Origin of the sequence: Pseudoalteromonas sp. MIP2626 (assembly GCF_013414205.1) — a bacterium.
GTDB lineage: Bacteria > Pseudomonadota > Gammaproteobacteria > Enterobacterales > Alteromonadaceae > Pseudoalteromonas > Pseudoalteromonas nigrifaciens.
On the sequence record NZ_JAATTW010000002.1, the window covers coordinates 46,058 to 71,348 of the forward strand.

General features: G+C 48.9%; 31 protein-coding genes. 17 read left to right on the plus strand and 14 right to left on the minus strand.

What is annotated here, in order from left to right; genetic code table 11:
- Positions 1-23 precede the first annotated feature (23 nt).
- The 8 genes from HC000_RS01970 to HC000_RS02005 are packed head-to-tail and all read right to left on the minus strand — an operon-like array spanning position 24 to position 6,453.
- Complete coding sequence (locus HC000_RS01970; RefSeq protein ID WP_179806802.1) at positions 24-1,973, minus strand: hypothetical protein; 1,950 nt, start codon at positions 1,971-1,973, stop codon at positions 24-26.
- 12 nt (positions 1,974-1,985) lie between these two features.
- Positions 1,986-2,666, minus strand: coding sequence for a hypothetical protein (locus tag HC000_RS01975; protein WP_179806803.1), 681 nt, complete (start codon positions 2,664-2,666; stop codon positions 1,986-1,988).
- Positions 2,663-3,232: a hypothetical protein gene (locus tag HC000_RS01980; protein ID WP_179806804.1), complete on the minus strand. Its 570-nt coding sequence runs from the start codon at positions 3,230-3,232 to the stop codon at positions 2,663-2,665. The genes HC000_RS01975 and HC000_RS01980 overlap by 4 nt, the downstream gene beginning before the upstream one ends.
- Positions 3,232-3,615, minus strand: coding sequence for a hypothetical protein (locus tag HC000_RS01985; protein ID WP_179806805.1), 384 nt, complete (start codon positions 3,613-3,615; stop codon positions 3,232-3,234). Before HC000_RS01985 ends, HC000_RS01980 begins: the two co-directional genes overlap by 1 nt.
- Entirely contained in the window at positions 3,615-4,229 is a 615-nt protein-coding gene (locus HC000_RS01990) for a hypothetical protein (RefSeq protein WP_179806806.1), read from the minus strand. The genes HC000_RS01985 and HC000_RS01990 overlap by 1 nt, the downstream gene beginning before the upstream one ends.
- Positions 4,229-4,894: a DUF6682 family protein gene (locus tag HC000_RS01995; protein WP_179806807.1), complete on the minus strand. Its 666-nt coding sequence runs from the start codon at positions 4,892-4,894 to the stop codon at positions 4,229-4,231. The genes HC000_RS01990 and HC000_RS01995 overlap by 1 nt, the downstream gene beginning before the upstream one ends.
- A gap of 15 nt (positions 4,895-4,909) precedes the next feature.
- Positions 4,910-5,260, minus strand: a complete 351-nt coding sequence (locus tag HC000_RS02000) for a hypothetical protein (protein ID WP_179806808.1) — start codon at positions 5,258-5,260, stop codon at positions 4,910-4,912.
- 53 nt (positions 5,261-5,313) lie between these two features.
- Complete coding sequence (locus tag HC000_RS02005; RefSeq protein WP_179806809.1) at positions 5,314-6,453, minus strand: N4-gp56 family major capsid protein; 1,140 nt, start codon at positions 6,451-6,453, stop codon at positions 5,314-5,316.
- Between the two features lie 380 nt (positions 6,454-6,833).
- On the opposite strand from HC000_RS02005, the gene HC000_RS18490 reads away from it, so the two are divergent.
- Positions 6,834-6,962 carry a hypothetical protein gene (locus HC000_RS18490; RefSeq protein WP_257025399.1) on the plus strand — a complete coding sequence of 43 codons (129 nt, stop codon included), beginning with the start codon at positions 6,834-6,836 and terminating at the stop codon, positions 6,960-6,962.
- A gap of 60 nt (positions 6,963-7,022) precedes the next feature.
- Entirely contained in the window at positions 7,023-7,466 is a 444-nt protein-coding gene (locus tag HC000_RS02010) for a hypothetical protein (protein WP_179806810.1), read from the plus strand.
- A gap of 38 nt (positions 7,467-7,504) precedes the next feature.
- Here the strand turns inward: HC000_RS02010 and HC000_RS02015 are convergent, their stop codons facing one another.
- The 6 genes from HC000_RS02015 to HC000_RS02040 form a co-directional block, all read right to left on the minus strand.
- Positions 7,505-8,521, minus strand: coding sequence for a hypothetical protein (locus HC000_RS02015; protein WP_179806811.1), 1,017 nt, complete (start codon positions 8,519-8,521; stop codon positions 7,505-7,507).
- Between the two features lie 3 nt (positions 8,522-8,524).
- The gene (locus HC000_RS02020) at positions 8,525-10,654 is read right to left on the minus strand and encodes a portal protein (RefSeq protein ID WP_179806812.1); all 2,130 of its coding nucleotides are present in this window, start codon (positions 10,652-10,654) and stop codon (positions 8,525-8,527) included.
- On the minus strand, positions 10,654-10,872 hold the full coding sequence (locus HC000_RS02025; protein ID WP_179806813.1) for a hypothetical protein: 219 nt from the start codon (positions 10,870-10,872) through the stop codon (positions 10,654-10,656). Before HC000_RS02025 ends, HC000_RS02020 begins: the two co-directional genes overlap by 1 nt.
- Before the next feature lie 72 nt (positions 10,873-10,944).
- Positions 10,945-12,300, minus strand: coding sequence for a phage terminase large subunit (terL, locus tag HC000_RS02030; protein WP_179806814.1), 1,356 nt, complete (start codon positions 12,298-12,300; stop codon positions 10,945-10,947).
- 358 nt (positions 12,301-12,658) lie between these two features.
- Entirely contained in the window at positions 12,659-13,165 is a 507-nt protein-coding gene (locus HC000_RS02035) for a hypothetical protein (RefSeq protein WP_179806815.1), read from the minus strand.
- Positions 13,165-13,488, minus strand: coding sequence for a hypothetical protein (locus HC000_RS02040; RefSeq protein ID WP_179806816.1), 324 nt, complete (start codon positions 13,486-13,488; stop codon positions 13,165-13,167). The genes HC000_RS02035 and HC000_RS02040 overlap by 1 nt, the downstream gene beginning before the upstream one ends.
- Before the next feature lie 730 nt (positions 13,489-14,218).
- Between HC000_RS02040 and HC000_RS02045 the strand changes: the two genes are divergently transcribed.
- The 15 genes from HC000_RS02045 (at position 14,219) to HC000_RS02115 (ending at position 25,221) form a co-directional block, all read left to right on the plus strand.
- Complete coding sequence (locus HC000_RS02045; protein WP_179806817.1) at positions 14,219-14,470, plus strand: hypothetical protein; 252 nt, start codon at positions 14,219-14,221, stop codon at positions 14,468-14,470.
- Positions 14,471-14,526: 56 nt separating this feature from the next.
- Entirely contained in the window at positions 14,527-15,816 is a 1,290-nt protein-coding gene (locus HC000_RS02050) for a hypothetical protein (RefSeq protein WP_179806818.1), read from the plus strand.
- Positions 15,817-15,870: 54 nt separating this feature from the next.
- Complete coding sequence (locus HC000_RS02055) at positions 15,871-16,314, plus strand: hypothetical protein (protein WP_179806819.1); 444 nt, start codon at positions 15,871-15,873, stop codon at positions 16,312-16,314.
- Between the two features lie 897 nt (positions 16,315-17,211).
- On the plus strand, positions 17,212-17,436 hold the full coding sequence (locus tag HC000_RS02060; RefSeq protein ID WP_179806820.1) for a hypothetical protein: 225 nt from the start codon (positions 17,212-17,214) through the stop codon (positions 17,434-17,436).
- Between the two features lie 873 nt (positions 17,437-18,309).
- Complete coding sequence (locus HC000_RS02065; RefSeq protein ID WP_179806821.1) at positions 18,310-18,903, plus strand: pentapeptide repeat-containing protein; 594 nt, start codon at positions 18,310-18,312, stop codon at positions 18,901-18,903.
- On the plus strand, positions 18,900-19,316 hold the full coding sequence (locus tag HC000_RS02070) for a hypothetical protein (protein ID WP_179806822.1): 417 nt from the start codon (positions 18,900-18,902) through the stop codon (positions 19,314-19,316). The genes HC000_RS02065 and HC000_RS02070 overlap by 4 nt, the downstream gene beginning before the upstream one ends.
- A 561-nt stretch (positions 19,317-19,877) precedes the next feature.
- The gene (locus HC000_RS02075; RefSeq protein WP_179806823.1) at positions 19,878-20,315 is read left to right on the plus strand and encodes a hypothetical protein; all 438 of its coding nucleotides are present in this window, start codon (positions 19,878-19,880) and stop codon (positions 20,313-20,315) included.
- Complete coding sequence (locus HC000_RS02080; RefSeq protein ID WP_179806824.1) at positions 20,315-20,668, plus strand: hypothetical protein; 354 nt, start codon at positions 20,315-20,317, stop codon at positions 20,666-20,668. Before HC000_RS02075 ends, HC000_RS02080 begins: the two co-directional genes overlap by 1 nt.
- 64 nt (positions 20,669-20,732) lie before the next feature.
- Complete coding sequence (locus tag HC000_RS02085; protein WP_179806825.1) at positions 20,733-21,023, plus strand: hypothetical protein; 291 nt, start codon at positions 20,733-20,735, stop codon at positions 21,021-21,023.
- 2 nt (positions 21,024-21,025) lie between these two features.
- Entirely contained in the window at positions 21,026-21,424 is a 399-nt protein-coding gene (locus tag HC000_RS02090; protein ID WP_179806826.1) for a hypothetical protein, read from the plus strand.
- 2 nt (positions 21,425-21,426) lie between these two features.
- The gene (locus HC000_RS02095) at positions 21,427-21,687 is read left to right on the plus strand and encodes a hypothetical protein (RefSeq protein WP_179806827.1); all 261 of its coding nucleotides are present in this window, start codon (positions 21,427-21,429) and stop codon (positions 21,685-21,687) included.
- A complete protein-coding gene (locus HC000_RS02100) occupies positions 21,687-22,154 on the plus strand; it encodes a hypothetical protein (RefSeq protein WP_179806828.1) in 468 nt (155 codons plus the stop codon). The genes HC000_RS02095 and HC000_RS02100 overlap by 1 nt, the downstream gene beginning before the upstream one ends.
- Before the next feature lie 9 nt (positions 22,155-22,163).
- Entirely contained in the window at positions 22,164-22,448 is a 285-nt protein-coding gene (locus tag HC000_RS02105; protein ID WP_179806829.1) for a hypothetical protein, read from the plus strand.
- Between the two features lie 80 nt (positions 22,449-22,528).
- Entirely contained in the window at positions 22,529-23,170 is a 642-nt protein-coding gene (locus tag HC000_RS02110) for a hypothetical protein (RefSeq protein ID WP_179806830.1), read from the plus strand.
- Entirely contained in the window at positions 23,170-25,221 is a 2,052-nt protein-coding gene (locus HC000_RS02115) for a DNA polymerase (RefSeq protein WP_179806831.1), read from the plus strand. Before HC000_RS02110 ends, HC000_RS02115 begins: the two co-directional genes overlap by 1 nt.
- Positions 25,222-25,291 lie beyond the last annotated feature (70 nt).

Genomic DNA, 25,291 nt, shown 5'->3' on the forward strand with positions numbered 1-25,291 from the left:
ATTACTACTAACTTGCTTTAAGACTATCGCTGTTCACTCATAAACTTAGCCTTGAACAACTCGTCAACATCTGCCTGCATTCCATCTGTCCACGCCACTTTGCCTCCTTGTGTAATCGCATCATGAGTCTCAATAAGGTGGTCATTGTATTGCTTTCGTATGTCCTGCAAATCCGCCTTAGGGAAGTTGGCACTTAGCGACTTAATTGTCTCTGCTGCCGCTGGCTTGTACTTGGCCTCTGTCGCTGTCATGTACGGCGTGATGCTCATTACAGATAGGTCGCTACTTGGGTTATCCTGTAGGTATGACTCAACAGCACCTGACCACATACCCGCAAAGCCCACTGTTCCCATAGCCTCTAGGCCATAACGTTCTGACGCAACAAAACGGTCAGCCAGTATCTCAACCTGTGCAGCCAAGCCTTTAATCTGGTCAGCCTGCATGCCTTTTTTAGCCCCGATGAATGCCGCCACAGAGCCGCCAACATCTTTCAAGTGCCCCCGCGTTGCCTTTAGCTGTTTCTGCTTATCATCCTTGAGCGTAGACGTTGCCTTAGCAGCCTCCACTTGGCGCTTGATTAGGTCGTCACGCGCCTTTAGCACCTTGCTATCAGCCGCAGCTTTGCGCTCAATCATCGACACATTATGCTTTTCAATGTCGTGCATATTGAACCGCATATCGCCCGTTTCCATGAAGTTAGTCATGTCTTTTTCGTTTATATTACCCGTAATGTACAGCTCACCAATGACCGACGCCTGTTTACGCATATTCGCGTACTTCTCACGTACAGCACTCAGCTTGGCCTCAACATCTTCGACTTCACTAATCTGCTTTAGCTCTGGACGAAGTTTAGGTGGCGCACCCCCTACCTTCTCGATGGTTTCCTTCGTATCGCGCAGGTCAGCCACGCCCTCAGGTGTCGCCACTTTAGCGGTAGGGCGAACCTTAGCCACTCCATCATCCTGTACAGTAGTCTGTGCATCTTTACCTAACAGGAACGACTTAGCTGTTTTCTTAATGGACTTGTCGAAGCCACGCTCCATCGCGCCCTCAGACAACCATTCACCAGCCTCTAAGACCTTGCCCGCACCTTTTTTGGCTACTGAGTACATTTGCTCCAAGCCCGTGTACACACTTTTAACCATTTCCTTTTGCACACTGCCTATCGGGTTCGCTATGTCGAAGTCAGTCTTTCCCGACTCGCGCATAGTGGCCTTACTGTGCTGCTCACCTTTGCCCGCTTCAATCGGCACATCTTCATTCGGTGCTGTCTGCTTGCCCTTAATCGCGTCTAACAAGCCTTGCTCACGTAGGTTACTCGTAAACTCTTCATGCGTTGCAGGGCGCACAACACCGCCTTCATCCGCCGTAAAGCCCGCTCGAATATAAGCCGAGTGATATTGTGGATCAACACCACTCTTCTCTGCGAACTCAGCACTACGCGCCGCATGCTCTTCCAGTGCTGGTATGTCCTCATTACGCGCTCTAATCGGTGTGCTTTTGTTGTCAGTGGCCTTAACAGTCAACGGCACTTCGCCATCTTCTCTAGTGACACTTAACGTAGTAAATCCATCACCTGTGTCATTTGCCACAAGACCTTTGCCCTGACCTGAGCTACCCGTACCCAATGTTTGACGTACTTTATCGAATCGACTTAGTTCAGCGGCCTCTTGCTCATCAATATTACTTTTCGTAAGCCCCACATAATCCTCGCGGGAGCTAAGGCTGCGCTCTCGTTCAGCCCCAACACGTTCACGCTCTTTGTCTTTGTAATCGTACTCGCCCATCTGTCTGTTGAACAACGCATCCGCGCGTGTGTCCGCTTTCTTTTGGCGCTGTGAGTTTTCGTAGTCTAGTTTCTCCTGACGCTCACGCGCATACGCCTTATCATTTTGGCGCTCGTTGTACTGGGCGTATTGCCCAATAGCATTGACGATGGCCGAACCATCGCGCATACCATATCCACCTGCCATAAAACCCCCTACTTAGTTAGATAACACGCCGCCAGCTGCGCCACCAATTGCTGCACCCGCCGATGCACCCCAAGGACCACCGAAGAAACCGCCAATAACGCCGCCAGCCACTGCGCCCGCCTGTGACATGAAGCCACTGTTCGCCGCTTTGTATGCCTCATCACGTTGCGTCTTGGCTTGATATGCTTGTGACATAGACGCTGTACCCGATGATTGTAGCTGCTCAGATATGCTCATTAGCTGCGTTCTGGCCGCTTGTTGCTTGTTACGTTGATCCTCATATGACTGAGTAACAGATGCACTGTTAGCACGGCCTACCGCTAGGTTACGTCTGCTGTCCATTGCCCCGCGCTGTGAGGCCAGTTGACCACCCATGCTGTAGCCCAACTGTCGGTCTGTTACTTCCTGCGTTCTTGCATCAAGACCATTAGCCAACTCCCGCGTTTTGTCCACGAGCTTTGTACTTTCAGCCTCTTTTTGCAGACTTTGGATCATCGGTAACGTGTTTTTCTCGTAGTCCGATATTTGGTTCTGGTACATGTCACGTAGGTTCTGCTCGTAGTCCGCTGTCTCCGCCGCCTGTTGCGCTTTTTTGGCCTCGGCTGCTTTGTGCTCATCGCTCCCTATATAATCGACATACGGACCCATTGAGTTATTACTGCCATTACCACCACCCCCGGGTAAACGATTCATGACGCCATATCTCCTGCGAATGAGTTAGAGGCCGATTGCTGACTGTATATTGATACTTGACCCGCAATTTCTGGTGAGTTTACTTTGTTGCCATCTTTGGAGTATGCGTATGCCGATGCACCCGCAAGCCCTATGTCAAGCAAGCCCTGTGTCTTAGTATTCTTGTCGGTAAAGTCCTGCAAGCTACGGCGCTGACCATCTGCGGCCATGCTACGTGCTATGCGCTCAACATTAGACGTGCCCGTTCTTACAGCCTCGCCCTCTGTTTCATATGAGCGACCACCTTTACCCGATGCCGCGATTCCAGCTGACTGCACATCAACTGCGCCATCAACTGTTTTATATGAACCCGCTTTACGGTTCGCGTGTAACCTATCCCGCGACACTTTTGCAGACTCCGCACCAACGCGTGAAATTAGCTGTGACCTATTATCACGCTTGTTTGAGGCCATGAATTGATCACGGTTTGCATCTTTGACCGCTGACCCCTCAGCAAACATCTTTTTAGCCAATACGACTTGTATTTTCTCGCCTTCGGGTGTCTCTGGCTTATCTGGTTTAGACATTAGACTTCCTTTGCATATGTTATTGACTCAACGTGAAAGCCAATGCGACTTGCCACGCGACCCCAACCTTCTCTTGGGCTGGTGAATGTGATTTTACTACACCCCAACTGTTTAAAAAAGATAGTAGTGTCACTTATAATCTGATTGAAGTCTTTGACGTGACCTGACAGCGAGGCCGCAGCGAGTATATGACATGTGGTTTCGCTCCATTGGGCAATGAAGAACGACTCGCCATCCGCTATATGCAGCGTTGCGGCTTGTATTTCGAGTAGGTGGCGTATCTTCTCTGGGCTGTAGCCCCCGAAATCAAGATAGAGCCGATTGATTATCGGCTCTATAATGGGGAACACATCGCCTATTTCATCTGGCGTGAATGGCGTCATTACCAAGAGTACCCTTGATTGAACTTAATCGTCCGCTTAGGCCGACTACGATCATCACGTACCTCACGCTTAGCCATTGATACGCCCTCTCTAAAGTGCATTTCGTAAGCTGCTGCTGCGCGGGCATCTGACCAAAGCTTTTCAGGCATAGACAGTAAGCGAGCAAGTGCCCCTCGGCGGATCACATCAAACCACTTGTCACACAATGAGTCGGGTACACTTTCTATGCTACGGTTGGGCTGCACTACAACTGCAACTTCTAGCGTACCTTCCTCGAATGCGTCAAGCAATATGGTGTTATCACTGTGGGCAAACGTACCAACACGGCCTGCTTTACCCACTCGATGCGCCAATTCACTTACCAGCTTGTAACGGCCATCACGTCCCGCTGGCTCAAAATAAGCGTACTTGGTAGAGGCCACATACGTATTGACCGGAAGGCGTGATAGCTCCGCCGTGTCGCCCGTAAGCTCAACACGTTCAGAATGTACCCATGCCTCCGATAGCCTAAAGAACTCTTGTATGGCGTAGCGAACTTGACGCGCCACCATAGTATCAAGAGGCTCAGACACGTCCATACGTATGCTGTCGACCCAATCCTGAACCGTAGCCATTAGCGTTGGCCGATCACATCACGGGTTACAGCATTATCGCTTTCCATGCTAGCTTGTGTGTCGCCAACCTGTGCAGTGAAAATACTGTAATAGCCCTGTGCTCGTGCCTGCATAGCCTCTGACTCAGTGAACTTACCAAATGCACGATACAGAATGTAGTTAGCCACACATGCCGCGTACATCGTAGGCAATGGGAACACCTCTGTTAGCTCAGTAACTTCTGGCGGCGTAGTACCAACAACCATCATTAGGCCACTTGTGCCATCTGACGGCGGGTAAACATAGAACGAACGTGGGTCAGTTAAGCTCGCGCTGTAACGAAACACCGTGTTAGTTTTTGGCCCCGCCATCCAGTTAGGGTCTTCGTTGTCTAGCGTTGAGCGATCAACACGACGCACAGACCGACCTTCGTCATCACCTACCATGTTGCATACAACTTCAAGTACGCGTGACGCACCCATGGCCGCTACACTCTGCTTTGAGCCAGCTTTCAACATGAAAGTAGACGTGCCACTACATGCCTCTGGACGAACTCGCGCTATTTCAGCACACGCTTCATTGAACCACTGCAATAGTTCAGGGTCACGCCATTGCACACCGCCATCATCAATGTCTCGTAACAAGACACGGACACGGTTCGTTAATACTGTTCCTACGGTTAACATGACGCTATACCCCTATTACTTGGTTTCTTTTTCTTTGTTTGCTGCACGAGTTGCCGCTGCTTTTTTTGCTGCTTCACTTGCTTTAGCTTTTTTCGCTGCGTCTTCTAGCGCCAGTGCTTGCTCTAGTGAGGCTTTGTGCTCAGCTTCAACTTCTGCCATTGCTTGCTCGCGTTCTGCTGTCTCTAGGTCTGCCATGCGCTCTAATTCGGTTTTAAGGTCTTCAAGTGGCACTAAGCCTGCACGAATTGCTGCATCTTCTAAATGAACTGGTATGTCGCGTGTTTCACCCGATGCAAACAACGCCACATGACCACCGATTGGCGACACAACTCGAATAGTTTTGCGGGTAAAGTTTTTTAATTTCATTATGATTCTCTGTGTAAGGTTGAGGGAGTGGTTAACTCACCCCCTCAATCGCATTAGATTGCGAAGTCGATACGGACAACACCGTAATCTTGTTTTACTGACGCACTAGCCGACGCTTTAGCATCTTTGAACTGCATTTTCTTCATGCCGAAGATTTTGCCGTAAGCGATACCGTAGTTGTTACCGTAGTCGAAATGGTCGCGCTCATCCCATGACGCAGTGTCAAGGTCGATGAAGCCAAGTGCTTGAGCACCACATAGTAAGCCCATACAGCCATCAATAGTGCCAGCAGAACCCCATTTAGAACCTGACGCAGCACCTAAAGTAGTAGGTACATGGCGGAACTCATGAATGTGTAAGCCATCAACAATGTAAGACTCGCCGCCAGCAAACAAGGTGTTGCTTTCGCCACGAACGCCAGCATGACGCGCGTTTTCTTTAAAGTCTGGGTCTAGTTTAAGTGACGCTAGTGCCATTGGGTGTAGGAATAAGTGGTAGATTTCTGAACCACCTGTGCCACGAATACCACGGATATAGCGAGTTTTAGCAATCGCTTGTAAACGTACGATGTGGTCGTAACCTAACTTGTCGTCAGCCGTGATAGCTGTAGTGTCACTAGCAACTACTTGGCCGCCTTTAACACACATTAAGTGACGCTCAGAAGTAGCCGCCAAACCGCCAGAGGTGTTGAACGCTAGGTTAGACAAGTTGTCTTCTGATGTGCCCTGACCAGGACGCACTCGGCCATCGTTCGTTTGTGCAAAGTCTAGGCCAGCTAACTGTAGGAACGTCATTTGATCCATACGGTCTGAAAGCCAATAAGAAAGCTGATCACGCGCTTGTTCACGGAAGTTAACAACTGTTTTCTGGTCGTTAAGTTTACCTGTGTTTTTTACCGCGTTTCGTAATTGGTCAACTTCTACTTTGTCTTGGTGAGCGGTTAACGTAGCTTCATTGCCCGTTAGAACGTTGTCGCCAACGATACCATCACCGTGCATGTCTGGAACAAGCGTTACTACTGCCTCTGTACCACGAGCCGATTTAGTAAGCTCTGTGATGCGTTGAATCATAGAGTTCTGGCCTGTGCCCATGAACTTTGATACGAACATCTTTTCGCGCGCTTGGTGCCAAGTGTCGCGTGACCATACTTTTTTAGCGTCTGCGTCCAACGCTGAGAAATTTGTTGCTGCCATTGTAAGCATATCCTTCGTTAGTCCATGAGCCGTTGGCTTGATTGCGAAACGACAAACAGTGGACTGTTAAAATCCAAGTGTTTTGGGTGTCGTCCCGTATCGTGGGTCTATCGAACTTTATGCACGGCATGCTGAGCTGTGGGGCAGGATTGTTTAACAAGGCATCACCTTGAATGCACCGTAATAGTAGCACCACTACTGCACCAAGTAAACAGCATCACTACTAATAAAGTTTAGGCTTTTTCAACTAATCTGGGTTAAGCCTAATCCGACCACTTACACAAATTTGTGCAGAATTAGTTGTAATTGTGAGCAGGACAGTCTAACCTTATTGCCATTGACCTCTTCGTCGATATGAAAGAACCCATGAGGATTCTATTATGAGTAATACAACCCCTAAGAAACTTACAGTACCAAAAGATCTTGCGCTATTTGCTCGTGATTTTAATACTGTTGAGCAATCCCGCGCTAAACGCGCAGCTCGTATGAGTAAAGCTAAAAAGAAGTAGATAATGGCAGACGCACCCAAGGATGAAATTCAGGTAACAATAGCCCTAGATACGGAAGTTTTGGATGATTCCACTGCTAATAAAGTCGCTTTAGAAGTTATTCAACAATACAAAGAACTATCGTTCAACGTTTGCGAAAATAACTTCATTACCCCTAATGAAAATATACAGATGCGTGAAGTATCACTTCACCCCTCTGTAGGCCGTGACCGCGTGTTTGACTTCCCTAAAGACCTACGTGCTGACATTGAGTTCGAGCACCTAGCGCACCTACACTTTGTAGAAAGTCATTTAGCTGAGTCTGGTAAGCCACAATGGTATTGCACAAGCCCATATGCTGCTGTTTACTCTGGTTTCTTTGTAGCACCTAAGCACGTTCACATCTATGTTCACGACCTCTTGACCCCCGCTAATGGTATTGAAGATGCCCACGAGTTTTACACCCGTGACCTGATGGAATCTTATTTGTACTACGCGAGTGAAATAAGACGCAACCACAAGTAGCTTATTAGTAAGCCGACTTTAGGTCGGCTCAGTGTGTGTTAAACGTAGTCGCCTCGCGCGGTGGCCTTGGCCTCTGCACTTAGCTTGCCAAACTCTTCATCTGACAAGCGACCAATGTTAATCTCTGGTCGGCCATTACGACCACCTGTACCCGACAGCTTACCGTTCTCACGTTTAGCCGCCTCTAGCTTGGCCTTAGAATTAACCTTTTTAGTTGGTCTAGCCATATCCGCTTTCGGCTTGGCTGTACGGTCAACAAGCGCGTTTTCAAGTGCAACTAAGCGCACCGACTTTTTGAGTGCTTGTGCTGGTGTTAAACCGCGATCAACATACAGGTCACGCATTTCGACAACTTCTTCGATTAAGCCTTCATCAGCATCATCGCCCGCGCTATCAAGCTCTGGGTATTGTGCTGCCAACGTAGCCGCTGTTTCGCGTAGCTCGCTCATTGCACGGTCTTGGTTGATTTCATTGCGTACACGCTCAGCCACTTCTTTCTCGGTTTTGCTGCTAGTAGCCTTAGACTGTGTAGCCATCATCTTACCGAAAATGTCGAATGCCTTATCCGTTTCACCATCGAGCATAGCCTCTTGCATGCTCTCGAAGTCTTCACGCGTAAAACTTTCAGGTTCGCTAGGCGCTTCAACCTTACTGGCTGCTGGTGCTGCCTTGAGCGTATCAACCGTGTCTCTAAGCTGGCTTAGCTCAGCCTCTAATGCACGACGTTTGCCAATTTCTTTGTTCAGTCGATCCAATGGTACTTGACGTTTTGTTTTGCTTTTCGCGCCCTTTTCTTCAGGAGCCTCATCGTCTTGTGGTGCATCAGGATCAACTTCATCCTCGTCAGCATCTTCTTCATCTTCTGGCTCATCTTCTGGCTCATCTTCTTCTGGCTCATCTTCTTCAAGCTCATCTTCTTCAAGCTCATCTTCAAGCTCGTCTTCTGGCTCATCTTCTACCACGTAGTCGCCACGTTCTTGCGGTGTTGGTGGTACGTAGTCATCAAGTATTGCCGAGTCCGCATCTAGCCCATCGAAATTTTGGTTTGCAGCCATTTATTAGTTACCCTTATTGTTATTTTTATTAGTGTTACTGTTCGCTTTATTTTCCGCATTATACGCCATATCCATAGATTTCATAGCGATTTGGCTAGAAATACGCTTGTCATTGAGGCCATTCTGGTTCTGGTGACTTCTAGCGGCCAATGCTATGCGTAGTGACAACTCTTGCTCTTTTATCTGTCTCTCTTGCTCAAGACGCTGTAGCTCCATCTGTGCTTGGTTAAAGCCAGCCAGCGAGTCAGCCTTAGCCATTTTCTCTTTAGCTGTTGCCAGTGCCACTTCAATATCTGCGTCCACTTTCTCAAGCTCTTTACGCAACATATTGATTTGGTGCTCAACCTGCATTTCTTCCAGTGCTGCTTGCTCTTCGGTAGGTTCACCAAAGCCTTGGCTATTTTTAAGGAACTCAGCCAACTCAGCGCGCTTAGTAAGGTTCGAGTGCTGCACGATTACATGGTCTGGTATTGCTACACCCATTTCACGTAAGCGCAACGCCTCTTCAAACTCTTGGTCCGCCATCGTGCCGCCCGAAGGTCTAAAGCTTGCCTCGACTGAGTAATCGCCAATGGTTACATCGTTCAGGATGCTGCCATCGTCCGCAGGTACGTTTATGCCCACTTCCTCAGTGCGCTCTTCGCCCTGCATAATGCTGTTGCCCGTTGTCTTGAAATAGCGCGTTTCGCTGTAAAAGTCCTGCACTAGCTCAAGTATCTTACGGCCTACCATTTTGCGGGCACGTTTTAGGTTACTCACAATAACCGACACCTGTATCTGGCCTCGGCCAATTGCGGCCTCTTGCGCTCTACCCGATTGGTCAGCTCGTGCCGTTCCCAGCATTGACGCGTTCACCGACGATATTTCACGTATGGTTGCCGCTGCTTTCTGTGATATACGGTCGATTCCGGTTGGTATCTGGTTAGGCTGGATTTTGTCAGGCTTTTCGTAACCACGTTTATACTGGAGCACTAGGCCTGTTTCCGCCCCGCGTTCTTCCAGCTCTTCGGCATCCATATCAACAAGCGAGTCTTCCTGTAACACCCAGCCACTGTTTGCCGTTGTGTTTACAATGTGCAACTCTTGCGAGCTTGTCTTGTTTAGCAAGTTCTGCGGGTCGATTAAGTTGTCAACAGGGCCAAACGGGTTGCCACGTCTAAAGTATGGGAAGAACGGTACAATCGTGAACGAGCGGTATAGAGACCAGTCGTCACGTAGCACAATATCATCAGCCGTTGTTGTCATGCGTACACGGCGACCTTTGCGCTTAATCAGCTCTAGGCCATACTCATTGGCAAACGCTTCGCGCTCTTCTTTGTCAACGCCGAAACCTACGGGGCGCATGTTACCTGTCGCCATATCTACGAAGTGGTACTGCTCATCCACGCGGTAGTGCTGGCGCTCAATAACACGTACACGGCGTAGTTCACGGCTGTCTTTCTCATCATTGTGACTGCCACGGTCTGTACCGCCAAATGTATTGCCGTAGAACTCAAAGTTGTCGTCTGTGTTGTAGCTGCTAACATCAATTAAGCGTTCTAGCCCTTCGACCTTTTCCCAGCCATACTCAGCACCAATTTCATCTAGCGTTAGCCAGCGTGATATAAATACTTCGTTCCACGTTGCAGGGTCTGCGCTCTTGGCCTCACTGTCAGGTATTACGTCAATAGGGTCTTCTGAGGTTATGACCACTTCACCCTGTAGGTTTTTCTCAAAGCTCATGCGGACGTCATAGTACCCACGGCCAGCAATGATGCCATCCGCAAATACGTCCTCTTCGGTGTCGTCAAAGTGTGTAGCAGCTAGGATGCTGCGGGTTATGGCATTAAGGGCATACGCTGTTTTTTCATCGCCGTAGTCACGAGGGCGATATACCACTTCGACCTTACGCTCAAGTTGCTCGCCAATGATAGCGTTAACCGTTGATAGGATCATATTAAGTGTTAGTGCTGGTCGACCTTCGCGGTCTAGCCGTGCCTTATCGTCTTTGTCCCACTGCTCGCCAGCATAAAAGTTATTGTTACGGACAGCTCGCTTGATGAACGCTGTGTGTTTTGCGCTGTTAGCCTCTTCAAAACGAGTCTGGTTATCTCGTGCAACCATTTGTGGGTCTATACTTTTTTTGCGACTCATTAACGATCCAACCTATCTGTAAGGCGCTCAATAGCTACAGTAAGCGCCTTTAGTGTACTGTCGAGTTTTGCACTGTCGATTTCCAACGCACGAATACTCGAATCATTTAGCTTCAACTGCTCTTTCATAGGTACAATGACAACTTTGTGCCACAGACCTACGCCAGTCGCCATGAGCGCCCCCATTGCTATTAGTGTTTGTATGCTTTCAGCGTTCATGTACGCCCTGTTATTATTATTGTTAGCTGTTATATAATAATAACAGTAGCACTACTATTAAACAACAAACCACTACGCCGACATGCCGCTTTTGCGCCTCCCCTCGCCGCCGCCACCAAACTTGCGTAGCTTGTCCTTAAACGACTCTTTGGGCTTAACCTTCTTCTCGTTACGAACCCCGAACATCATTATCATTTGACCAATCCATGCCAACGCATCAACTTGGTCGTCGTTTGCCCCCAGTGGGAATTTCAGCATTTCGTTTTGTAGCGAACTCATCCAAGGCATTGACTCGACAGTTGGGAAAATAAACTTACCCTGTTCCATACGGCCTTGCAGTGGTCTAGCTCGTGTTCCCTTGTCCGCGCCCCTCGTCCTAAGCTTTTCGTAACGTAACGATATACCCCGCTCCTGCTCGGCCTTCTGTATAAACGGCTCTAGCGTCAGCTCGATTTGTCCTGTCTCGATGCCAAACAGTTCAGGGTTGTATCTGGTCTGAATCTCAAACATGCGGTCAATAATGCCCAATGAGTTCCAACGACCACGGACAAGATCAATAAGCCATATATTTTGCTTTCGGTCGATGCCAACCACAGCAAACACGCTAAAGTCAGCAGACTGTTTAGTAGAGATAGCGAGGTCAGCAGCAGCATATAAGCGCATTTCATCAAGCGGCGGTAAGTCGCCAGCTTTGTAATATCGGAACATGTCACGGGTAAAAAAGTCTCCATCATCTGATACAGGTTTTTGTTGGTAAAGCGCCTCCCAATCTCGTGGGATCATGGCACGTTTTATACGACGCAAAGCAGGTAGCGGGTAACGCTCTTCATGCAGTGCCTCGCCAGCCTTACGGAACTTTTCATCACGCGTTGCAATAGCGGGATATTCAACTAAGTCCCATTGGTCAACATCATCTGGTACAGGTTCGCCTTTCTCCGCTGCCTCAGCCTTGGCCTCATCAAATATGTTAAGCAACCAACCAGCCAGATCATCGTCATGCCAGCGGGTTTGAATTATAAGTACGCCCCCTCCTGGTGCGAGTCGTGTGTAGAACGCTGACGAATACCAGTCCTTTACTTTTTGACGCGTAACATCTGACTCTGCCTCTTCACGGTTTTTAACAGGGTCGTCAATAATACCTAAGTGAGCACCACGACCTGTTATCGGACCACCAACACCCGCCGCAGTAAAGCCGCCACCTTCGGTAGTCATCCACTTCTTAACGCTTTTAGTGTCTGACGAAAGTCGCGTTTTAAAGGCCGCTTTGAATTTATCTGTGTCGAGCAAGTCACGACACTTACGGCTAAAGTCCTCCGCTAAGTCGCCTGAGTACGAACAGGTTATGACCTCATGACTTGGGTTACGGCCTAAGTACCAGCTGGGGAAAGTCTTAGAACCTATCTCACTTTTACCGTGTCGAGGCGGCATGGTAATCATCAAGCGCGGCGATAGGCCGTTCTCGATATCCTGAGCAAACTTTTCAAGGCGCATACAAATGTCAGCATGAACCCAGCCCGGCTTATAGGCGTCATTGTGCCGCTTAATAAAGGGCAAAAGTCGACGTCTAACCAGCACACGTTCTGCTAGTTCTTTTTTGGCCTCAAGTTCTACGTTAAACGCCGCTGCATCCTCTTCTCTGACGCGTTCAAACTCATGCTCAATACGTTCTATTGATTCTCGGTTAGATGGCCTTACAAACGTTCCTAGGTTCTTCGCACAAGGCATGCAGTGTTTTTTGTCATACATTTCATAATGCGGGATTGTGCGTAGGCATTCACGACACTGGTCAGTCTTCATCGCTCACCACCATGTACGCATCAGGCGACAACATAATGTCTTGGCCTGCAAGTTTAAGCAGTGCCTCGTCGTCCATCGTTTCCATCTGTCCACGGTTCGTGACATTAATCTCGACGCGTTCAGGTGTAGCTAGGCCATGCAGTTTTACAAGCGAATCGACAGCGCGTATTTCTTCCATAGCAGTTGCCGACTTAGCGTGTGCCTCAAGGTATAACGCCGTTGCATCATCTTTTGTAAAGTCAATTGCCCCCGCTTGCACAGCGACTTGCCTTTGCATTTCGCGCATGTAAGAGATTGCTAGGTTTATGTCCTCGCGGTGTGACAGCTCAGCAACCGCTCGTGCTGGTTGACGATAGCCAGCAGCTCTAGCCGCAGCAGAGGGGTTAATCCCCTGTGTGCGGCGCTGAACATAGGTTTCTTCTTGGGCGGTTAGGCGACCGATACCCAGTGATGCGTAACTCCCGCTAAGCGTTTGTAGCGAATAATCCTGTTCCATTACTCACTCCAAACCAACGTATTGCACCCGACATGCGTCCAGAGCGTTGTGTCTATCTCGAACGGTTTTGCGATGGTTAGGCGGACTGCCGTGTAGTCAATGCCCCCCATGCGACTTTCGCCCACATAGACCAATCGAGGCCGTGTGCTCAAATTCAAGGCGTCAATGGCCGTGCCAGCAAACATGCCAAGCGGGATAAGCAGCTTGAATTGTCGCGGGTTGCATTGTGGTGTTTCAGTGCCTTTGGTTTCAAGGCTCGCAGCAGTGTTAAGCATCACCTTCGCTGTGTTGCGTAGTGTGTTAACAAGGTCTTTTGATTTCATTATTATTAGCCCTACTGTTAGATTAACCAATAGTAACACTGTTAAAGCTTGACGCATAAAAATTGTAAAAAAATATAGACCGATTGGTCTTTAATGACCCCCGCCCCCCTGTTCGTTTTATGTACTAGGTCGCGCTCCGCGTTTTCTTGGTATTTGGTTGGCTCTCCCTATGTATGTGTCTTCGGTGTGAAGGCGCGGTTGGTTCGGATCAAGTTTGGTTCGAGTCTTTCATAATCAAGGGGCGTTGAACCTACTTAGGAGTCCCTAAACATTAAACAAGGTAATACTCATGAACATATCTTTTGAAGTAATCACAGCTCTATACATTCTATCAATCCTAGCTCTATTCAGCCTTACGCTAGTAGCTGCTAAGACTCGCAACACACTGAGCGCCCACGCTGCCTGTAAGCCTATGGCGACGTACAACAGCTCTCGAACGTATGAGGCCTACGAACATTCGTACGAGGGCAACCTGTTCACACACCCTGACGAGGCTTCATGTGAGCTGACACAGGCCACTATGTATCAAGACCTAATACTGGATGGGTACAACGATGAGCGCGAGTTCGACCTAGTTATCCCAGCACCTCATGGTGGATGGACACATGGCCGCATCGTACACATCATCGAGTCACGCAACATGACCTTATGGAACGCACGTCTTGGTTCTATATGGATAGGCAGTTCAGAAGTTTAACTAATCAATCATTCAACACAGAAGGAATACACCATGTCATACGGCAACACAGTAAAGATAGACAAGTCATTAGAGTTCAACGATTCAGAGTACGACTTTGAGTCGCTATGCGGTGCTACACCGACATTAGAAGACACGATAATGAATTTAGAAGACGAGCTGTTCTGGGACGAAATCAGCGATTACATCGAAGAAAGGAATGAAATGCCAGCAAACGACAAAGGTGCTACCAACATCTTCGCCGCCGCTGGATTCAAGTTCTCAAGTCTGCACAAACAGTCATGAGCACAATAGTTTACACAACACAATCAAGACACATTCAATCAAAAGGCATCAATACTATGAAAACTAACACAGCCAACAAAAACACCAATCCAATCACAACAAAGGAAGTAGAACTAATGAAGACTAACATCACTGTAGCTCAAATCATCGCATCTGTAAACTCACAGGTTGTTAAATCAACGGCTTATTTCAACGAAGCGTTCGACACTGCCGAAAGCCATTGGGCACGTGAGCTTCGTACCAACGTTCCATTCAAAGAACGTGCGCTATATGCCCTATCTCAAGAGATTAAGCGTAGCTATAACGGTGCCTCAGCCGAGTTTGTGGCAGAGATAGCACACAAGGCGGTACGTTCTAACGACCTTGTGACCTTCGAGCGCGAGTTAACGCACTTGGTCAACTGGAAGAACTTCTGTGAAGCTGCCCTGCATAAGACACAGCGACGCATGCAAATGGTTAACCTGCACGACCTAGCGTTGTTCTCACTGCGCGAAGGTGAAACATGGAAGACAATCAATGACGTAGAGATACTATTGAGCACCCTTGAGCACGAGGTTACGCTGAACCAACTGCTAATCAGCAACAGTGGTTCTTTGGCTCACCACTACATGCAGCCACTGCTTGAGCTTGAACAGGCATTCAACCCAGCTTGGGAGCGTTTGACGTCAAGTCTAGTCCGCAAGTCTTTAGGCCGCATGAAGCGTAGACAAGGCTCGAAGACAGACGAAATCATACTTGGTAAGTCAACCATGACAACCTATATGCTGCCGTTTGTTCTTAACCGTTTCTTAGCTGATATCACTAAGCAAGAGGTTAACTTGGCTGCAAGTATCGAGTTCATGGAAGAGAAGAAAGCCGCTGCAATCAATGAGACTGATGGCCGTGCTGGTGAGCACCGCGACCGCAAAGTCGAAGGTTACTCGGACTTATCTCGCCAAGAACATGGCCCTAAAGGTTACACCAACACGTCAGCAGTTAACACTGGTCAAACAGCTAGCTACTACGACGATGGCAACGAAGAGCTAGGCATCATGGGCATTACGCAAATGAATGACCTGCTTCAAGCCATGCAGGTGTTCGAGGAAACCATACTTGAAATGATGGACACCCTGAGCGCAGCATTTAGCGATGCAGAAGTTGAGCACCCAGCTAAGCCAACATACGCTTACAAGGTACACGGCGAAGGCGACTTCGAGGCGTTGACCAACAAGGATGAAGCTCTTGCCCACCTAGTTGCCGAGCGTAAGAAGTTCCTTGAAGCCAAGCGCAAAGAGAAACTAATCACACGCGAAGATACCGCCCGTTACGATGCAATGAACATGCACGTACCAACTTTCAACCTATAACACCCAATCGGGGCTGCTAGTCAGCCCCACTTACTTACTAGAAAAGGATATATCATGTTTAAATTCGGTTCACATCACACCCCTAAAGTAATTCCAGACCTATTCGACAGCGCAGACCTATACAGCGATGAGCTAGACGCGAACTTTATGTTTGAGGTTGTCACCGCTGGCACACCAGTATTGGCAGAGAAAGTGCGTATACGCGCCTACAGTGCTCGTTACTACGAGTGGATAGGTCAACCTATGCCTGTAGCGGAGAAGACCCCGCAAATCAGGTCTGTGGCGCAGATAGCAGCAGATGCTATGGGTAAGAAGTGTAAGTCATGTGCTGGCACAGGCTTGTACCGCTTGCACAAGTTCAATAAGGACATTCCGTGCGCTAAGTGCGCGGGCAAGGGCATCGTGACGATGATTGATGAAGCTCGTACCAAAGCTTACATCGAGCGTCGCGCCAGCGGTAAGGTAATGAGCGTTAGCCACACAGACTACGTTCACTAGTCTTGGGTGTTTGACCCGCTCGACCTTCGCCCTATTCTTCCCACCTTTTTGACCTGACACCACGAGACAGACAGGCCAGAACATACAGCACACCCGCGCCCCATAGCGCCGAACTATGGTTATCGACTAGCCCCTGCCTTGTGAGAAGTGAGGAATGTGAGTAAGTCCAAACCGTTTGTGAGTAGTGAGTAGTGAGGAGTGAGGAGTGAGGAGTGAGGAGTGAGGAGTGAGGATCGTTATGTGTTATTTGGTATGTGTTATTTGTTGTTTGTTATTCGTTGTTTGTTATTCGTTGTTTGTTATTCAGATTCTACGGATAAGACGGTTTGGTTCGTTCGATAAAAGCAACGTAGACAGGGTTGATGAGCGTTCTGTTTGGATAATGGGCGTTATGCTGGTAATTAGGGAGCTTAGATTTAGTTTACAGACATTCCACTTAACCTCAACGCTTAGTACACTTAGTACAGCCCGCTACGCTCCTCCATTCGTTCCTCATTTCGCATGTCCTGTGTCCTGCGTCAAGGTAGATTCCATGACTGACACTAAAGTCCAAGCAATCACCCTAATTCCTGCACATAAGCCGGAGAGAGCTTCGCCTTTGAATCTATTTCTGCGGGGGGGCTGATATGACAGAATTTAAGAGTATCGATTGACAGAGGCTATTTAGCGGGTGGCGGGTAGCGAGCGACCTCTACCTTTTGCCGCTGACCTTTTGCCGCTGACCCTTCGCCGCTTGACACGAGCTTACCGCGCATCGACTGGCGACTGGCACACGACACCTATTGGCTAGCCTCTACTGGTTAGCCTTCACCACACATTGGTCGGCCTCTACTGGTTGGCCTTCATTACAGACTGGAGAATATTATGACACCGATTAACGCGTTGCACCGCCGCCACTTGATAGCTGACCCGACAGCGACTGGCCGAGAGCTTGAGCATAGGTTGGCTGCTCTTGGCCGAGGACTGCACCACCTGAACCAGTATCAGCATTGGCTATTGCTGGGCGAGCGACGACTGGCGGCCACGCATTATCAGGCGGCTTTTAACATTATGGTGCAACAGCGAGCGATAGACAGTTATCTGACGCTTAGCGTGCAACCTTCATTACCGTTAGCGGCATAGGAGATATAACGATGGGCATGAGTCAGATAGATATGATTGGGCGAGCACGTAGCGCGAGAACAGCGGCCTACCAGCAGGAGCAGGCGGCGAAGGATGCGATGTCACGCGGCTTACCGGCGCGGGCTAAACATCACGCGGAGCAGGCTAGGCAATTAGCGAACGAGGCTAAGCGTCTGCTCTCCCGCAGCAACGCCCTTTATTGGTAGTTGGGTGCTGAATAATAGATAATTGCAAAACAGCCAGCAGATAACCTTTAGCATTCAACGGGTTACGGTGGCTGAGTTGTACTTATGGGCATTTGGCGCGGATTGGGGTGGCAAGATATTAGTTGACAAGTGGCACAGGCTATGGGTCGGATTACTGGAGGGCAAATGCTGGGGAGTGTCCACCTTTTGACAGGGGGTGTCCACCTTTATGTGCCATTTGTCCACCTTTACAAAACCTTCGAAATCCAGCCCTGACAGGGGCTGTGGGCTTGTCTGTCCACCTTGTCCACCTTGTCCATGTTTTTTCCAGCTTCAATTTATATATTAATTATTATATTACACCTTAACACCTCTCTGACAGAAAACTATTCCCCAATCCTAGGTATAAAAAAGGTGGACAAGGTGGACAGCGTTCAACAAACGTACAGGGATAATTCTTTCGCAACTGTCATATGGGGGTGCGGGGGGTTAGTAAGCACTAACTAACTTGACGCAAAAAGTGTCCTCTAACATTTGTGCAACATGGACACCCAAAACCCGAAAGGTGGACACTTTGTTCATTAAATAGACGATTTGCGATATTCGTTTACTTAATGAGCACTAAGTTGCTTTATCACCGCTTTCACCGCCCAACAGAGGGCAACCACCACAAAACAGGAGTTTACCAATGAAAGAACAAGCGACCCCAATCATGAAACGTGTCGAGCACGGCACAGACTTTACGACCTTAACATCGGCCAGCAGCCAGACGGGCAACTTCGCGGATGCAGTATTCATCGACTGTCACTTCGCCAGCATGAACCTTATGTTCGCTGACCTCTCGCTGTCAACCTTCATCAACTGTAACTTTGCCGAGGCTGACTTATCCTTTGCCAACGCCCACAAAGCGAAGTTCACAGGCTCTGCATTGGATGGCGTTAATCTGTCCCACACGAACCTGTCGCAATCTGACCTGTCGGCATCACCGTTCAGCGCCACAGATATTGGGCTTGTCGACCTACGTTCGGCACGACTACCCGCTGGCTGGTACGCACTCGACCGCCAACTACCCGATGGTACGGTGTTATCTGCCCTATTAACGCCAACTACGCTACAAGTTAACAGTCAAAGCGCACCAGTCCACGTATGGGAATCGACAATTCACGAGCACACGGACACCGCCTACCAGTGCGAGGTTACGAGTATGCTTGCCCTGTGTCATACATTAGGCCGCCTTACCGCACCTACTGTTAGCCCTGTTGAGTTGGAGGCCGCAGCATGAGTACCGCATTTACGAGAACCCGTGGCTACCAACAGCCCTATTTCGACGTCGGTCACTACCAGTTTCACATCGAAGGCGCATCAATAAACGGCGCAGGCGACCCAGCAATTAACATGCAGTGCATAGCCTCATTTGATGGCCGCCGAGTGGGGGTTTATTACTTCCGCAACTTCCACCTGTTAGCCGCTACGACCCCTAAGTCACGCGCCTTGTGGGAAAGAAAGCTTGATATGTTACTGGACGCATTGGGTATCAAGAACCTGACCGACCTAGGCGAGTTAGTAGGGCGCACTGTCACTGTTGAGTTCACCAAAGCAGGACTAGAGCCGCTACCAAACTTCCTGAAACCACAGGCCGAGCACCCTACGCTGTTTACTAGTCCACTGGACGCTACCCAGCTAATCGCTGCTTAATCTTTTTAGTAGTAACACTGTTGACATGCGTTAGCAGTGCTTATACTATGCTGCAACTTTTTAGAGTGCCACCATCGGAGAGCACAAGATGCCCGCACCCAAAATCACTAACCTGTCACAGTTCAAGCGAGCACTTAGCCTTGGCTCAAGATGGGAAACCACTTTCGCACGACCTATGCCCGATGGCCGCAGAACTGTAACCCGCACTGTTATTCGTGTGCAGACCAACAGCGTTAAGCTAGAGAGTTCGGCAGCGGACAGCTCAAGCAGCTCAAGCCATTCATTCGGCAAAGTGTCGGATTACCTGTTCAATGGCGACCATGTTGTTGCATATGATGGGAATGGCAACGAATACGCCACGTATCGACCTCTGAGGGACTTATGACACCTAGCGCAACTAGATACATGAAACGACGCCGTAAGGCCGAGAATCGCATAGTACGAACTATTTTACTGTGCTCATCGTTAGTAGTAACGCTGTTATTACTAGCAGTAGCATTTGCTACGAAATACTAATCTATCACCCACTAATTAACTATCCACTACAGAAGAGAGCATGCAATGAAAACAGTTCTAGCAAACGCTATTATGGCAGAAAAACTTAGCGCCACTATCCGCAAACACATGACAGATGGCGATCGCATAGCATCATTACCGCTGTACGTTCCTATCACGACCATGATGATGGACATGGTTACAGACCACGGTTCACGCGTTAAGATTTTAACAGCAACACTTATATCATTCGTTGTCGAATCAGCCCCTGCCCTTAAAGACTTTGACCTTGGCGACATTGGCGGAGCTATCGAGGAAGTGTTTGAGGACCTAGAGCACCAACTGTCGCAGTTACGAGCGAACCTAGCCACTGATAAGGCTTTCCACAAGTCTATTATCAACAACTATGAGACAGAGTACGCAGGCCGCAAAGACGAAGAAGTGGATAATTGCGAGTGTAGACGCTGCACTGCCCGCCGTGCGGCACAAACAGGAGCTGCATAATGCCATACAGTGACCCGAACCAAGAATTGGCTGAAACAATGCTCGACCTTGTTGCGACGACACCACCGACTGAAAAGCTGGCTGACTCCCTTGTTCCGATGCTTATGAGTTCAGCCCACACCGCAGACGACATAATAAATGCCTTTGCGACACATTACCTTATGGCCTTGACCCACCTATCGGCAGCGCATAAGGGGTTTGAGGCGTCTCCTTTGATCCAAATACTTGCATCTACTGATGCTGTGTTATCGAGCGCACTGTCAGACGCCAGAGAGCAGGCAATGAACAACCCTGACTACTATGACCTAGTGCGTAGCCAAGCACAAACCGCAGCACAAGACAGCGTTGCGTAACCTTTTTATGCGGGTCCTCCAAGTGGGGCGACCCGCCACCAAACGGATAACGGAGTACCCAACCATGTTCGCTAACCGAGAGCAACAGAATCAAATTGACCATTTGAATAACGAAGTCATCAAGCTTCAAACACAAGTACGCGCTATGTCACGTGACAATGCTAAGGCACACGACCGCATAGACCAAGTTAACCTTCGCACGGCCAACATCGAGCATTATACCGGTATGCGCTCGCACAGCTTTGAGAACGGTGGCCGCATGTGGAATTACATGCAAATCCATAAAGATATTAACGCGCGCCAACGCCCACAGTCACTGTTTGTGAGCAAGAGCCGTGTAGCACAGGCGGCATAACCATGACCACACAAAGCAAGTACCAGGCTACAGCTCAACGAATCTTAGACCTTGAGCCTTTTAACATCGACATGGTGAACTTTAGCAGTATCAACGTACACCGTGACCCCGAATACATGGAGCAGAAGGCGCATGAGTGCGGCACTACGTTCTGCCTCGCGGGACGCCTAGCCGCGCTTGATGGATTCCCAACTAAGTTTTGGTCGGAAGACGTGTTTAGCTTCACACACTACTCATCCGACATCTGTGGTTATGATTTTTTCAGTACAGAGTGGGATTTTCTATTCGCTCCATGGTGGCCTGACGACTTAGACGCTGCGAAAGAACGCGCGGCCTATGTTTTAGAGCACGGGTCAGCCCCACCTAGAGATGATTGGTATGATCATTGGGGGTACAGATAACCATGACCACACACCCTTTTGTCGTAAGCATTCAAGTTCATACCGGAGGTTACGAAAAGCGAATCGAGTTGGTAGGTGAGGCTTATAACGGGGCGGAGGCTATAACCAGTGCCCTAGCTGCCGAGTCACACAACGAACTGGAAGAGTACCCGCACCGAGCAGACACCTACATTGACGACATTTTTACCTATGTTGTCGACGGCGCACAGCAAGTGTCATATGACGAGTACCTTATATTAAAGCAGCATTTAGGAGCATTTTAATGGCTAACTTTAGCAGATTTACCCTTGAAGACTCACACATAGAGTCACGCGACGTAACAGTCGACCTCCAAGAAGTGATGAGCGACGCGATTGAAGATGGCAACGACATTGAAACCGTATTAGGTGACGTTGACGAAGATTACGTAATGGAGTTCGTTGTTGACTTTGTTGAGTCACACCGCCACGGTCAAGCAATATACGACATGTTCTCGAAGCGCGTTGACGAACATGTCCTTGTTGATATTGCCAATCAGCTGTTAGTCACCGCAGGCCCGAGCAGCGCCAACGCTACATCAACCGACAGTATCAACGCCGCTGCCCTGTGTCTCGAAGAGCTGACCGAAGGCTTATCAAAGTTACGCAACTCGCAGGATGCCTCACATGCAGAGCGCCTTGTAGCACACGACCGAATCAAAGCACTTCAAGCCGCAGTACGTGTGCTTGAGACATTTACCCAAGCTCTATAGGAAAACACCATGACACCATTTCAAAGCCAGTTAACAAACGCAAAGCAAGCACAAGCACCTCAGATACCAGCACCACACGGTTTCTTTGGGGAAGAGCCTGTGAAGTGTGTAACGTATGTTTATGGCAAAGACGTTCAGGCCATGAGCCAGCAAGAGGCAATCCAAGCCATCCGCCACCTTGAGCTTTACCGTAAAGAATTAGACGGCATCGAAACCAGTGCCAAAGCCCTTAAGTTCTGTATCGAAGAGTGCGACGCAGCCCTTAAGCAGCTAGCCGAGCACCTTGACGCTTAGCATTAACAGTAACGCTACTTAATTACTGAGTAGCGTTGCCACAAGTCACTAACACCTACTCCAATACAGGAATAACCACCATGAAAAAAATAAAATTAGGCTTACGTCTTAATGCCTACAACCGCCGCAAGATTGCACAGGCTGTTGTTAAAGCGCAAATGGGTCAACGCATCGACAACCTTAACGCAGAGCTTGCGACACTTGGCCGTGAAGTTTACGCTGCCCTGTTCGATATGTACGGCATTGGCAACTTGTGTGCTGACGGCCAAGACGTAACGACCATCATGGAAGGCACATTGCCCACTGCCCCGCATATTACGGTAACAAGTGCAGACCGCACGTCAATCATGAACCTTGAGTTCGGTGACGTTATGCCTATCCCTTACGCTTACCAGATTGGCAACGTGAACAACACACTGTTCGCTGACCTGCCAATGTTTGAAGAGCGCATAATGGGCTTGTTCCCTAAGAGTGCCCTTGTCCAAAAGCAAGCGGACGAGATTGAGCAGCGCATAACCGCCTACTTAGAAACGCATAAGACGTTACGCACAGTGATTGATGAAGCCCCAGACCTTGCGGCCATTATCCCTGCTGAGTATTGCGAAGAGCAGAAAGAAGGCTTATCGCTAGACAGCATCTTACGTGGCGACGAAGACGACACCGACACGTTCGATGAAGTCGAAGAGCATGACCTAGAAGTTGAAGATGAGGAGGCGCGCTAATGAGCGCCTTTACCCAAGACGACCGCGTGGCACTTGAAGTAATTAAGAAGTCATTTGGCCTCGACATTATCGTCTTCCTTGATTGGGAAACATTCTACAAGTCGCGGGCTAACGAAGGCACTAAGTCGTACAGCCTTAAAACGCTGACCTACCCTGAGTACATTTTAGGTGACAGATTCCATGAGACAGGTTTAGGTGCTGTTATCGACCTAGACGATGAAATCAGTTACGGCCATGGGCAAGACTACTATAAATCACAGATGCAAAAGCTGAAAGACGCCAGAGCTGATGGCTTACGCGTTGGTCTTGTTGCTCATAATACGGTATTCGACGGTGCTATTTGTAATTGGATTCATGGTGTTAAGTTCGACTTTTACTTTGACACCATGTTGATGCGTAAGTACCTAGCCGCCCACAAGCCAGCATCACTTAATGCGTGTGCTAAAGACGAATGGCCTGACGACCCTGCACTACGAAAAGGCAACGACTTAGCTGACGTTGATGGGATTATGTATGACTACATTACGCCGCGCCAACACGAATCACTTGCCAAGTATTGCCGACAAGACGTTAACTTGTTACGTCGATTGTTCTTAGCTTACATCGCCCGTATCGGTCTTGCAGCGAGCACCGAGATTCGCGCCATGCACATCACGTTACGTGGAGCAATTGAGCCGCAGTTCGACATACGAAACGACTTGCTTGAAGAAGTGATCGCAGATGAAACCCGCAAAGATGGTGAAGCTGTTGTTGCGGCCATTCAGTTCTGTAACGACAACAATATTTTGGGCATTTCACCTAAGACATTCGGTTCTAACCCGCAGTATGAAGCACTGTTACGCGAGTTTGACCTACGTGTGCCTAAGAAAATATCGAAGACTACGGGGCTGTTGTCACCTGCTTTAGGCAAGGGAGACCCTGAGTACATTCGCCTGCAAATAGATAACCCGCAATATGCAGTGCTCTATAAAGCCCGTGAACGAGTGAAGTCTACCATTGCCAAGAGCCGTGCAGAGCGCATGATTAGCGTATCTAACACCTTCCGTGGCCGTGGGTTCAACAACGCATGTATGCCATTTTTCCTCAACTACTATGGGGCTGGGCAGACAGGCCGCTGGTCAGGTGGTCAACGCCTTAACCAGCAGAACAACACGCGAGGCGGTAAGCACCGCTTGTCAATGCTCGCACCAGAGCACTATCAAATCGGCGTGTGTGACTTATCGAACATCGAGTTACGAGTGAACTTGTGGTTTTGTGGGCAAACAGACCTGTTAGAGAACTTTCGTGACGATCCAAATTATGACCTATACAGCGCAATCGCTACGGACATATTCGGTTATGAAGTGAATAAGAAAACCCACCCCGACGAGCGACAAATGGGTAAGGCTGCGGCACTAGGCCTAGGTTTCTCGATGGGTTGGTTTGGATTCCAGCAGTACCTAGCAAGTGGCCCTATGGGCATGGAACCCATGTTCAAAGACGACAACTTTTGTAAGAACGTAAAGAACACCTACGACCTCAAGCACTACGCAATCAAGGCTATGTGGCACTACTTAGCGAATAACGTGATGCCTGTAATCGTTAACGGTGGCGAGCTGGCCTTTGGTCCTAACAACTCATTCATTGCCCGCAAGGACACGGTTGAGCTGCCATCAGGCCGAGTATTGCAGTACAGCAACGCACGTTACAAAGGTGAAGAAACCCGCAACGGTGTATCAATGAAAGTGGTTTTTGACTCAGACAAGTACGACCGCTGGGGCAATCCACTATTGAAATACCTATGGCACGGCCTGCTTATTGAGAACATCGCCCAAGCAACGGCGCGTGACATTCTAGCCGAGCAGCTTGTATCTGTTGACCGCGACCTTAGCGACACAGGCACAGGTTGGGTAATGGGCAGCGTACACGATGAGATATTGGCTGCATTACGTGAAGGCCGCGAAGATGAAGCGTTTGCCATTATGGAACGCAATATGTCAATTGCACCAGATTGGGCATCCGACCTACCGCTAGCTAACGAAGGTGGCTACGCGAAAGAATACTCCAAGTAACAAATGAGAACCCGAGGGTCAGGGGACTGGACACCCCCTGCCCTTTTTTCACCCAACACAGAGAGAAATG